Origin of the sequence: Anaeromyxobacter sp. PSR-1, assembly GCF_000964525.1 — a bacterium.
In the GTDB taxonomy this organism is placed as follows: domain Bacteria; phylum Myxococcota; class Myxococcia; order Myxococcales; family Anaeromyxobacteraceae; genus Anaeromyxobacter.
Genome location: NZ_BAZG01000005.1, coordinates 34,150 through 46,188 on the forward strand (window position 1 = coordinate 34,150; position 12,039 = coordinate 46,188).

At 70.4% G+C, this 12,039-nt stretch carries 8 protein-coding genes; all 8 read right to left on the bottom strand.

Annotated features, from left to right (window positions below; genetic code table 11):
- Positions 1-8: 8 nt before the first annotated feature.
- The 8 genes from PSR1_RS01695 to PSR1_RS23695 all read right to left on the bottom strand — a co-directional run bounded on the left by PSR1_RS01695 (position 9) and on the right by PSR1_RS23695 (position 12,025).
- Positions 9-3,197, bottom strand: a complete 3,189-nt coding sequence (locus tag PSR1_RS01695) for an efflux RND transporter permease subunit (RefSeq protein WP_059435914.1) — start codon at positions 3,195-3,197, stop codon at positions 9-11.
- Between the two features lie 34 nt (positions 3,198-3,231).
- On the bottom strand, positions 3,232-3,978 hold the full coding sequence (locus tag PSR1_RS01700; protein ID WP_059435915.1) for a sulfite exporter TauE/SafE family protein: 747 nt from the start codon (positions 3,976-3,978) through the stop codon (positions 3,232-3,234).
- Positions 3,975-4,895, bottom strand: a complete 921-nt coding sequence (locus PSR1_RS01705; protein WP_059435916.1) for a cation diffusion facilitator family transporter — start codon at positions 4,893-4,895, stop codon at positions 3,975-3,977. Before PSR1_RS01705 ends, PSR1_RS01700 begins: the two co-directional genes overlap by 4 nt.
- The gene (locus PSR1_RS01710; protein WP_059435917.1) at positions 4,892-5,518 is read right to left on the bottom strand and encodes an FmdE family protein; all 627 of its coding nucleotides are present in this window, start codon (positions 5,516-5,518) and stop codon (positions 4,892-4,894) included. The genes PSR1_RS01705 and PSR1_RS01710 overlap by 4 nt, the downstream gene beginning before the upstream one ends.
- Positions 5,519-5,670: 152 nt before the next feature.
- Entirely contained in the window at positions 5,671-8,745 is a 3,075-nt protein-coding gene (locus PSR1_RS01715) for an efflux RND transporter permease subunit (protein ID WP_059435918.1), read from the bottom strand.
- An 8-nt stretch (positions 8,746-8,753) separates the two neighbouring features.
- Positions 8,754-10,142, bottom strand: a complete 1,389-nt coding sequence (locus PSR1_RS01720) for an efflux RND transporter periplasmic adaptor subunit (RefSeq protein ID WP_059435919.1) — start codon at positions 10,140-10,142, stop codon at positions 8,754-8,756.
- A complete protein-coding gene (locus PSR1_RS01725; RefSeq protein ID WP_237757782.1) occupies positions 10,139-11,257 on the bottom strand; it encodes a TolC family protein in 1,119 nt (372 codons plus the stop codon). Before PSR1_RS01725 ends, PSR1_RS01720 begins: the two co-directional genes overlap by 4 nt.
- Positions 11,258-11,476: 219 nt before the next feature.
- Positions 11,477-12,025 carry a hypothetical protein gene (locus PSR1_RS23695; protein ID WP_152643270.1) on the bottom strand — a complete coding sequence of 183 codons (549 nt, stop codon included), beginning with the start codon at positions 12,023-12,025 and terminating at the stop codon, positions 11,477-11,479.
- Positions 12,026-12,039 lie beyond the last annotated feature (14 nt).

A 12,039-nucleotide genomic window follows, 5' to 3' on the forward strand; every position in this document is an offset into this window, starting at 1 on the left:
GGAGGTCCTCACGCTGCGGGAGGCGAGGCCGCGTCGGCGGGGCTCGACGCACGGTGAAGCGTCGCGAAGACGGCCGGGACGAGGAAGAGCGTCGCCGCCGTGGCGACCAGCAGGCCGCCGATCACGGCTCGGCCGAGGGGAGCGTTCTGCTCGCCTCCCTCCCCCAGGCCGAGCGCGAGCGGGATCATCCCGATGATCATGGCGGCCGCGGTCATGAGGACGGGACGGAGTCGACCGCCTGCCGCTTCCCATCCGGCGGTCACCGGGTCGAGCCCTCGCCGCAGGCTCGCGCGGGCGAAGCTCACGACCAGCACCGAGTTCGCGGTCGCGACGCCCAGGCTCATGATCGCCCCCATCAGCGCGGGGACGCTCAGCGGCGTGAAGGTGAGATAGAGGCCCCAGACGACGCCTGCCAGGGCGGCGGGGAGGGCCGACACGATGATGAACGGGTCGGTCCAGCTCTGGAAGTTCACCACCAGGAGCAGGTAGGCGAGCACCACGGCGGCGAGCAAGCCGAGGCCCAGCCCGGCGAAGCTCGAGCGCATCGTCTCGGCCTGACCGCGCAGCATCAGGTACGAGCCAGGGGGCAGCTCACGCTCGGCCCGGGCGACCAGGGGCTGGAGATCGTCGACCACGCCCCCCAGGTCCCGGCCGGCGACGCCGCCGTAGACGTCTATGACCGGCTGGATGTCACGGTGGGAGAAGACCGGCGGGGCCGTGGACCGGCTGATCGTCGCGACGTTCGCGAGCAGCGTCTCGTCCGCCTCTCCGGCGCGGCTCGCGCCGGCCGGGATGGACCCGAGCGCCTCGAGCGAATCCATCTCCGTCTGCGGCACGCGGGCGTTCACGAGGTACTGCACCCCGTTCCTGGGGTTGAGCCAGTATGCGGGCTGCGCCTGGCTGCTGCCGCTCAGGCTGAGGAGGAGCGAGCTCGCGACGTCGCGGGCGGATAGCCCCATCTGCGAGGCCTTGGTGCGGTCCACCGCGACCTGGAGGCGCGGGAGATCGGATGGCTGCTGGACGCGCACGTCCACGGCGCCCGGGATCTGGCGGATCTGCTCCGCGAGCGCATACGCCACGGCGCGGCTCTTCGCCTGGTCTCGGCCGACGATCTGGATATCGAACGGTGCGGGCAGGCCGAAGTTGAGGGTCTGGCTCACGATGTCGGCGGGGAGGAAGTAGAAGGTCGTGCCCGGGAATTCGGCCGACAGCCGCGCCCGGAGCCGCCTTGCGTAGCGGTCCGTGGGCGCATGCCCGGTCCGCAGCGAGACCAGGATGTCGGCGTCGGCGGTCCCGACCAGTCCGCTGTCGATGTACGTGAGCGGGATGCCGCCCGACGGGATCCCGATGTTGTCGAGGATGCCCGCTACCTCCGCGGCAGGGATCTCCGCGCGAATGGCCCGCTCGACCTCATCCGTCAGGCGGGCCGTCTCCTCGATCCGGGTCCCGCTGGGCGCCCGTAAATGAAGTCGAAGCTGGCCGCTGTCGACCGTCGGAAAGAAGTCCCGGCCGAGCAGGGGAAGGATGAGGGCCGTCGCGGCGCAGAACGCTCCGAATCCCACGAGCGCCGCGCGACGGTGTCGCAGCACGGCGCCCAGGGACGCAGCATGGAACGCGCGAAGGCGTTCGAAGCCGATCTCGAACGCGGCGTGGATCCGCACGAGGGGTCGGAGCCACGCGCGGACCGGCGCCGGCTCGACTCCGCGCCCGCCATGCGCCGAACCCCGGTAGAGCCACATGACGAGGGTCGGCACGAGCGTGCGGGAGAGCACGTAGCTGGCCAGCACCGCGAAGACCACCGCCTCACCGAGCGGAACGAAGAGGTATCGCGCGGTTCCGGTGAGGAGGAACATGGGGACGAAGACGATGGCGATCGACAGGCTGCCGACGAACGCCGGCAGCGCGATCTCCTGGGCGCCGTCCAGGATGGCCGTCTCCACCGACTTCCCCATCGCCAGGTGGCGGTGCACGTTCTCGATGGTGACTGTGGCGTCGTCGACGAGGATGCCCACGGCCAGGGCGAGCCCGCCGAGCGTCATCAGGTTGATCGTCTCCCCGAGCGCATTCAGGGCGACGATCGAGCTCAGCACCGAGAGCGGGATCGAGAGCGCGATGATGAAGGTGCTGCGCCACGAGCCGAGGAAGAGGAGGATCATGGCGGCCGTCAGGAGCGCTGCGACGACGCCCTCGCGCACGAGGCCGTTCACGGCCGCCCGGACGAACAGGGACTGGTCCGCGAACTCCCGCACGTCCAGCTCCGGGGGTAGCCCGGCCAGGATGCGGGGCATGGTCGCCTTGACGCCCCGGACCACGTCCAGCGTGGACGCGGCGCCGCTCTTCAGGATGGTGAGGAGCACCCCGCGCACGCCGTCGAGCCTCACCACGTTCTGCTGTGGCTCGGCGCCGTCGTGGACGTGCGCCAGATCTCGCACCCGGATCACGGCCCCTTCGACAGCGCGGACGGGGAGGTCGTTCAGCGCGTCCAGGACCTCCGGGCTGCTGTTGAAGGCGACGTCGTACTCGGTCGGCCCGATCTTGGCCGTGCCGCTCGGCAGGATGAAGCTCTGGGCGTTGATGGCATTGACGACGTCGAGCGGCGTGAAGCGCCGGGCCTCGAGCGCGGCGAGGTCCAGGTCGACCGAGACGAGGCGGGTCTTCCCGCCGTACGGATAGGGGACGGAGGCGCCCTTGACGTTCGCCAGGCCTACCCTGACCTGGTTGAAGGCCAGGTCCTGGAGCTCCTGCTCGGAGAGCTTCCGGCTCGAGAGGCTGTACTGGAGGATCGGGACGGTCGAGGCGTTGTACCGGATGATGATCGGCGGGGTCTGGCCGGGCGGTAGGCGGCGGAGGATGGCCTGCGCGCTGGCGGTGACCTGGGCGACGCCGGCGTCCACGGATCCGCCGGCGTGCAAGAACACCTTGATGACGCCGGCGCCGTTGTACGAGGTGGACTCCGTGTGCTCCACCCCGTCCACCGTCGAGCTGATCATCCGCTCGTGGTTGTAGACGATCCGCTGCTCGATCTCCTGCGCGCTCAGGCCGTTGTAGAGCCAGATGACGCTCACCACCGGTATGTCGATGGACGGGAAGATGTCCGTCGGCATGCGCAGGAGGACGAGCGGCGCGGAGAGCAGCAGCAGCAGGGCCCCGACGACGAACGTGTGCGGTCTGCTCAGCGCGAGTCGGACGATCCACATAGACCGCTCCTCCAGCTACGTGAATGCTCGCCGGTCACGGGAGTAGCCCCCAGCCGATCTTCACCGCCACCACCAGAAGGACGGCTCCGAGCACCGTCCTCACCTGCGGCCCCCTCAAGCGATCCGTCATGAGGTAGGAGCCGAGGAGCGCGCCGGCGACCGAGCAAGCCGCGGTGGCCCCGACGATGGCTGGGTCCATCGCAGAGAGCGAGGCATGGGCCAGGAAACCGGCCAGAGACGAGAAGACCACCGCGAAGGAAGTCGTCGCCGACGCGCGGCGCGGCTCCACGCCTGCGGTGACGAGCACCGGGGCGATGATGTTGCCGCCGCCCACGCCGAGGAGGCCACCGACGAACCCCGCGGCGGCGCCGACCGCGGAGCCAAACAGCGCGCCCCTTCCAGTGGAGGGCCGGTCGGCCCGGCTCCGCGTGAGAGGGCGGAGCATCATCACGGCGGCGAAGAGAAGGAAGAGGACGAACAGCGAGAGGAGCGTGCGCCGGTCGAGTCCCTGGCTCGCCCAGGCGCCCAGCGGCGACAGCACCGCCGCGACGAGCAGAATGGGCAGGCCGGTGCGGTAATCGATGAAACCCCTGCGAGCGTTCCGGACCGAGGCGACCGCGAGCGCGACGGCGTTCAGCAGCAGCGCGGTGGCCATCGCGGCGTGCACCTCGATGCCGAGCGCGATGAACACCGGGATGAGGATGAACGCGGCGCCCACCCCCGCGATCGTCAACACGACCGTGAAGGTGAAGGTCACCCCTCCGGCGAGGAGCAGGATCACGGGTTGAACCCGCCGACGTGCCGCGGATCCGCGAGAACGCCCGTTTCGCGGCAGGGCACCGTCTCGAGCTGGAAGGTCGCGTGTGCGACCGCGAACGACTCCTGCAGGCGGTCCTGGAGCAACGACAGGAGCGGGCGCGTGGAGGCATTCGTCACGTCGGAGACGACCACGTGGGCGGTTGCCGCACGAAGGTGGCTCGAGATGCTCCAGACGTGCACGTGGTGGACGTCCACCACGCCCTCGACGGCGCAGAGCTCCGCCGCGACGGCCTCGGCGGTCACGCCCTCGGGCGCGCCTTCCGCCAGCACGTGCGCGGCCTCGCGGAGGACGCCGAGGGCTGCCTTCGCGGTGAGGAGACCGATGCCGATCGAGAGGATCGCATCCACACCCGGGACCCCGAGCCACATCAGGGCGCCGCCGATGATCACCGCGCCCGAGGCGCCGGCGTCCGCGATGAGGTGAAGGAGTGCGCTGCGGGTTCCGAGATCGGAGCGGCCGTGCGGCGCGAGGACGAGCGCCGACGCCGCGTTGGCGAGGAGCGCGAAGGCGCCGAGCGCCATCACGGTGGGCCCGGCGGCGGCGGCCGCCCCGACGCGCTGCACGCCCGCGTAGACGAGCAAGCCGGAGAGCGGCACGAGCGCGAGCGCGTTCACAAACGCCACCAGCGGCTCCGCGCGCAGAAACCCGAAGGTGCGAGACGGCGTCGGCGCGCGCGCTGACAGGCGCGCGCCAACCCACGCCAGCGCGAGGCTCGCGACATCCGACAGGTTGTGCAGCGAGTCGGCGAGCAGCGCGAGGCTGCCGGTGAGGACGCCCGCGACCCCTTCCAGGGCAGTGACGCCGACGTTGATCAGCAGGGCGATGGCCAGGGCGCGGGAGCCAGCCGCCTCGTGGTCGTGCTCGTCGCGACCGCTCATGCGGTCTTCCCGCTCAGTTGGGACGCTTCCTGGCAAGGGATGCAGACGAGCTTGTCGCCGAGGACGCGCATGTAGCGGTCCACGACCATCTCGCCGCACGCCTGGCAGGGGCGGGTGGCGAAGGTCTCGCCAGTCTTGTCGACCTCGGTCTTGAACTCCGCGCCGACGACGAGAATCTGGTCCTGCGGCGCGCTCATCACCTGCTGGATCAGAGGGTCGACCACCTCGTCCGGGACCTGCGAGGCCGGGGTGCCCTTCGATCGGTACTCCTGGAAGAACTTGGTCTGCTTCATCTGGGCCTGCGCGCGCGCGAGCGGCACCACGCGCACGGCGCGGCCGGTGCCGCGGTCCACGAGCGTGAGGCCGAACTTGCCGTGGTGGACCTTGCGGATGTTGCCCTTCCCGAAGGTGCAGCCCGTGATCATCTGGACGCCGTCCGCGAAGCAGTGCGAGCAGTGATCGTCGCCGAGCTCGAGGATCGCAAAGAGGTCCTTGTCCTTGGCGCGCGGAACGGCGAGCGCGTTCATGGCCGCCGCGCCGGCGCGGAGCCCCATGGGCATCGCGGGGCACTTGTGACCGTGCAGCAGCTGGCCAGCCTTCAGGAACTCCCTGGCTTCGATCATGACCATCTCCCTGTCGCCGCGGCCGACGGACCGCGATCGATCGGGAGCATAGGTTCACGGCGGGGAGGGGGCGTTGCCTGCAGGCAACGCCGGACGTTTCGCGACGGGCCTCCGAGATCATCCGCGAGTTGGTGGTCGACACCCCGCAGCCGTCAGGGTGGAGCGGCCACACGCCCCTGGCGTCCCGCGAACAACGCGTAGAGCGTGGGCAGCACGAGCAGCGTGAGCAGCGTCGACGTGACGAGGCCGCCCATGACGACGACGGCAAGAGGCTTCTGGATGTCGGCACCAGAGCCGGTGGCGTAGAGCATCGGCAGGTGGCCGATGAAGCTCGTGAGCGCCGTCATCAGGAGGGGGCGGAAGCGCAGGTTGCACCCCTGCTCCACGGTGTCGGTCACGGAGACCCCTCGCTCGCGAAGCTGCTTGAAGAATGCCACCAGGACGACCCCGTTCTGGACCGCAATCCCGAGCAGCACGATGAATGCCACGGCGGCGGAGACCGAGAGCGGCATCCCGAAGACCACGACGGCGACGACTCCGCCGACGAGCGCGAACGGAAGGTTCAGAAGGACGAGCGCGGCGTATGGAACGGACCCGAGCGCGAGGTAGAGGAGCAGGAACACGAGCGCGAGCGCCACCGGTACGATGATTGCGAGGCGCTTCATCGCCCGCTCCTGGTTCTCGAACTGACCGCCGAGCCGGAGGAAGTACCCCGGGGGCAGCTCCTTCTCGATCCCCTGAATCCTCGTGCGTACGTCCTGGACGAAGCCGCCGAGGTCGCGCCCGCGGACGTTCGCCTCGACGACGACGCGCCGCATCCCGTTCTCCCGGCTCACCTGGGCGGGGGCTTCGACGAGATTCACCTTGGCGAGCTGGGCGAGCGGAACGCGGCCGCCTTCGGGGCCAGGCACGAGCAGCCGCACGATCTCGTCGATGTCTTTACGGCTCTCCTGCGGAAAGCGAACCGTGACCGCGAACCGACGCTGGCCCTCGACGAGCGTGCTCGCCTGCCGTCCGCCGATCGCGGTCTCGATCGTGTCGTTCACGTCGCCGACGCGAATGCCGTACCGGGCGGCCGCCTCGCGATCGATCTCAAGGTCGACCTGCGGCATCCCCGACACCTGCTCCACCTTCACGTCGCCCGCGCCTCGGACCCCGCCGACCGCAGCGCCGATACGATCGGCGAACCCCTTCAGGACCTCGAGGTCGGGTCCGAAGACCTTCACGGCGAGGTCGCTCTTCACGCCCGAGATGAGCTCGTTCACGCGCAGCGCGATCGGCTGCGAGAACGAGAGCCGAAGACCGGGGACATCGGCGAGCTCCTTACGCATCGCCTCGACGAGCTCGGCCTTGTCGCGCCCGCCCTTCCACGCGCGGCGCGGCTTCAGCATGACGAACACGTCCGTCTGCTCCGGCCCCATCGGATCCTCGGAGATCTCGGCGCGGCCGGTCTTCGACACGACCGTATCCACCTCCGGGAACTCCCGGAGCCGTTTCTCCATGTAGCTCGCGACGTTCACCGACCCGGCGAGAGACGCGTTCGGCAGCCGAACCACATTGATGGCGATAGAGCCCTCGTCGAGCGGCGGCATGAACTCGGTTCCGATCAGCGGAACGAGGGCCGCCGACGCCGCGAGCACCACCGTGCTTATGGCCATGGTTCGGTGCGGATGCGCGACCGCCCGGCGGAGGAGCCAGAGGTAGCCCTCGTGGAGGCGGCGCACGAGCCGAAACTCCTTCTCCGGCCCGTGCTTCAGCAGCGACGCGGACAGGACGGGCACCACGGTGAGCGCCACGGCGAGCGAGACGAGCAGCGCGATGAGCATCGTCGTCGCGAGCGGTGCGAACATCTTCCCCTCGACGCCCTGCAGCGCGTACAGCGGCACGAGGATCACCGCGATCACGAGCACCGAGAACGCCACCGGGCGCGCGACCTCCCTCACTGCCATCGCGATGACGTCGCGGAGATCGCGCTCGCGGTCCTCCGCGAGGTGCCGCCGCACGTTCTCGACCACGACGATCGAGGCGTCGACGACCATCCCGACGGAGAACGCGAGGCCGCCGAGGGACATGAGGTTCGAGGTGAGCCCCGCCCAGCCCATCACGATGAAGGTCACGAGGAACGTGAAGGGCAGCGCGAAGAGAACGACCACAGCCGTGCGTAGCTCCGCCACGAACAGGAACAGCACGAGGACGACGAAGATCCCGCCCTCGAGCAGCGCGTCGACGACGGTCTTGATACAGGCCTCGATGAGCGAGGTGCGGTCGTAGAAGACGCTGATCCTCGCCCCCTGGGGCAACGTCCCCCGGGCGCGCTCGATCGCTTCCTTCACACCGGAGACGACGTCCTTGGCGTTCGCGCCCTTCAGCATGATCACCATGCCCGTCACGGCCTCGCCGTTCCCGTCGCGAGTCACGGCGCCCTGGCGCGGCTCCGCGCCGATCACCACGTCCGCCACGTCGCGGAGGTACACCGGCGAGCCGTCGAAGGCGCGGAGCACGATCCGCTCGATGTCGGGGACGTCGCGGAGGAGACCGACGCCGCGGAGGTACGTCTGCTCCCAGCCCACGGCGATCACACCGCCGCCGGCGTTCCCGTTCGACCGCTCGATCGCCTCGGAGACGTCTCGGATGGTGAGCCGGTACTTCACGAGCCGGTCCGGATGGACGAGGACCTGGTACTGCTTCACCTCGCCGCCGAAGCTGTTCACCTCGTTCACCCCGGGGACGGGGCGAAGCTGCGGGGCGAGGACCCAGTCCTGGATCGTTCGCAGGTCCATCGGGGAGAGCCCATCTCCCTCGAGCGTGTACTGGAAGATCTCGCCGAGCCCGGTCGAGATCGGCCCGAGCTCCGGCTGGACGCCCGGCGGCAGGTGCTCGCGGGCGCCAGCCAGCCGCTCGAAGACCACCTGCCGCGTCCAGTAGGTCTCCGCGCCGTCCTCGAACACGACCACCACCTGGGACAGCTCGGCCTTGGAGAGCGACCGCACTCTCAGGACGCGCGGCAAACCGCGCAGCGCCTGCTCGATGGGGAAGCTGACCCGCTGCTCGACGTCGACCGCCGCGAGGCCAGGCGCCTTCGTGAGGATCATCACCTGCGTGTTCGTCACGTCGGGAAAGGCGTCGATGGGCAAGCGCTTCCACGCGACCCAGCCCGCAACGGAAAGCAACGCGGTGAGCGCGAGGACCAGGAGCCGGTTCTTGAGGAGCCACTCGATGAAGCGCATCGCCGCCCCTAATCTGCGCAACCGGCGCCCATCTTCGAGCGCAGGACGTCAGACTTCAGCAGGAAGGCTCCCTCGGCCGCGAGCGTCTCGGCGCCCGAGAGGCCGTGCTTCACCTCGACCCAGTCTAGCCACCTCCGGCCCGGTTCGATCGGGCGCCGAACCCAGTAGTCGCCGTGGTGGTGTACGAAGACGAAGGACCGCCCCTCGTCCGAGAGCACTGCCGCCCTCGGAACGGCGAGCGCCTCCTCCTGCCCGGGCAGGAAGATCCGGACGGTCGCGAACATCCCGGCGCGGAGCTTCGCGTCGGTGTTCGGAGCGGCCACCCGCACCTTCACCGTCCGGGTCCGCTCGTCCATCGCCGGCCCGACGAAGTCGACGGCGCCCGGGAACGAGCCGTCCTGGAAGGCCTTCACGGCGATCTCGGCGCGGAGCTTTCCACCCCGCTGCGCGTCGAGGACCCGCCCGAGCTGCTCCTCGTGGAGATCCGCCCACACCCACATCGACGAGACGTCGCCCACCGTCACGATGCTCTCGTCGGGCTTCATGAGCTCGCCCGGCACCGCGCGCATCTCGAGGATGATCCCGTCCGCGGGCGCACGGACGACGAGAGCGCCTTCACCCGCGCTCCGGCCCGCCGTCCCCAGCCGCTCGACCTCTCCGGCGCCCACGCCGAGCCGCGTGAGCTTCTCCTGCGCCGAGCGAGCGCGGATCTGCGCGGCCTCGAGATCATGGCGCGCGGACAGGTATTCCTTCTCGGAGGAGATCTGCTCCTTCCGGAGCTGCTCCTGCCGCTGGAAGCTGGAGCGCGCGAGCCGGAGCGCCGCCTGCGCGGCGAGGTAGTCGCTCTCCACCTCGCCGAGTTGCACGCTCTCGAGCTCGACGATGGGCTGGCTGGGCCGGACCCGTTCTCCTAGGGTCGCGTGGACCTTCCGGACGATACCCTCGACGCGCGGCGAGACGTGGGTGACGTGCCGCTCGTCGAACCGGACCTCGCCCGTTAGCACGATCGGCGCCTCGACGCGGCGCCTCGAGATGCTCGCCTTCTTCACGAGGCCGCCCTGGACGAGCTTCTCGGGAACGCGAACGACGCCGACCTCGTAGCGGCACTCGTCGCACTCGTGAGTCTTCTTTCCGTGCTCGCACATCGCCGCGAAGAGGTCTTCGACGGAACGGTCGAGGTCCGAGATCTTCTCATCGCCGCGCCGGCTAGGGTCCGTCTCCTCGCGAGCGGCGGGCGCCGACGCGGCGTTCGGGGCGCCGGGCTGCCTGCGGCCGGAGTCGCCGCCGTGCGGGTCGGCGATCAGCTCGCCCGCGACTTCCGCTTTTCCGCTTCCTCGGCACGCGACCGCGAGGAGCGCGACGGCGAGCAGGACGCCCCTAAGCTTGCAGCGGATCATGGCAGCTCCCGACCGGACAGCAGGAAGAGAGCGCCACACTCGATGTCTCGTTCGCGGGCGCTCGTGAGGACGTCGCGGCGGGCCGCGAGCAACACCCGTCGCGCGTCGATGACGTCGAGGATCCCCGCCTCGCCGAGCTGGAACGTGCGCTCCAGGGTGCGGGCCGAATCCTCGGCGCGAGGAAGGATGTCGGCTCTCTGGCGGTCCGCGATGGCGCGCGTTCGTGCGCAGGCCGAGACCGCGTCTGCTATCGCCGCCGTGACGGCTCGGCGCTCCGCGTCCGCCCGGCTCGCCGCCTCGTCCGCGGCTGCCTCGGCGCGGCGGACGCGGCCTGACTTCCAGTCCCACAGCGGCAGCTCGACCGCGAGTCGGCCACCGATCGCCTCCCGGTCCAGCTCGCTCGAGTAGAAGCCACCAAGGGTCACGGCCGGGATCCTCGACCGCCGCGCGGTCGAGGCCTCAGCCCTGGCCGCCGTGGCGCGCGCGAGGGCCGCTCGCACGCGCGGGTGCCAGGCGAGGTCGCCTGCCGCGGCGGCGTCCTCGACCTGGGGCGGCGTGGGCGGAACCTCGACGCGGCTGATGGTCGCACCGAGCCAGGCACCGAGCTGCGCGACCGCGGCGTCGCGGCTCCCGCGGGCGGACGCGACATCGTTCCGCACACGCTCGAGCTCGAGCTCCACCCGCGGGACCTCGACCGGGCGCCCCTCGCCCACCGCTACCCTGCGCCGGACGAGCCGCGTCAGCGCATCGACCTGCTGCTCCGTCGCCTCGAGGGTCTCGACTTCGGCCTGAGCGTATGCTGCGCTGACGAAGAGCCGCCACAACTCAGCGGAGACCTCTGCGCGGAGCGCCGCGCTCTCCATGGTCACCTCGTCCACCGTCGCGCGAGCCGCCTCGATCTCGGGCCCGCGTCGCGCGAGCCAGTCGAGCGGGAGCGAGATCGCGAGTCCCCACTCGTCCCGGCGGGCAGGACCTTCGCGCGCAATGCCCCGGCCTATCGTGGCCTCGACCTCCGGGTTCGGAGGCGTCCGTGCGGCGGTGATGCTTCCCTCGGCCGAGCGGACCCGGGAGCGCGACGCTGTGACCCGGGGGTCCCGCTCGATCGTCGCGGCCACGTCGGCCCAGCGGAGCGGCGATGCCTGGGATGTGGGTACCTGCGCGAGCGCGGGCGCCCCGTACGCGAGCACGAGCGCGCACGTCCATCGTCGATGTGCCGACAAGTCCTGCCTCCTGACGCGAGACGTGCGACCCGCCGGCGCGAAGGGCGCCGCCGGTCCGAGGAACGCGCGAGGTCCGGGCGTGCCCGGCGCTCGCGCGAACGAGACGTCACCGCTTCAGGAGATCGGGGGGCGGAAAGGGCGAGCCGGCTCCCGCGCGGCGATCATCAGCTCGCCGGGGTTGAACACCCTCGAGGCGGCGCTGTCGAGCGAGGCGACGACGACCTCGCCCGGCGGAATGACCGCCTGGGTCGCGCAGCAGGTGCAGTGATGGTGCGTCGTGCCGCAGCCGTGCTCGGACCTCGGGTCGCCGAGATCGCCGTGGTCGGCCGCACTGTGCGGCACGTGGCCCGTCCGCGCGTATTGCACGACGGCCTCGCCCATTTCGGCCAGGCCGGGCACGAGCCCGTTCACGAGCATGAAGACGAGGAGCACCCGCATGACGCTCATGATGGTAGCGACCCGGGCGCTGCGGCGCAAAGGCCGCCGTACGCACGGTATGATCTCGGCGCCGGCCCGAGGGGTCGGCTCCTGCGGTTCATCCGTGGCCGTGTTGCGATCGGACGTGTCATCCGGGTCATCAACCGACGATGAACATAGGCTCAGCTTGGGGAGCAGGCGTTGCGTGCAGGCAACGCGCCGCGTTTTCGGGTTCGGCGGCGCCACGTGGCGGGATATAT

Excerpts from the sequence above, each read along its gene's own strand:
- PSR1_RS01695 (WP_059435914.1), bottom strand. The coding sequence starts at position 3,197 with ATGTGGATCGTCCGACTCGCGCTGAGCAGACCGCACACGTTCGTCGTC.
- PSR1_RS01705 (WP_059435916.1), bottom strand. The coding sequence starts at position 4,895 with ATGAGCGGTCGCGACGAGCACGACCACGAGGCGGCTGGCTCCCGCGCC.
- PSR1_RS01710 (WP_059435917.1), bottom strand. The coding sequence starts at position 5,518 with ATGATCGAAGCCAGGGAGTTCCTGAAGGCTGGCCAGCTGCTGCACGGT.
- PSR1_RS01715 (WP_059435918.1), bottom strand. The coding sequence starts at position 8,745 with ATGCGCTTCATCGAGTGGCTCCTCAAGAACCGGCTCCTGGTCCTCGCG.
- PSR1_RS01720 (WP_059435919.1), bottom strand. The coding sequence starts at position 10,142 with ATGATCCGCTGCAAGCTTAGGGGCGTCCTGCTCGCCGTCGCGCTCCTC.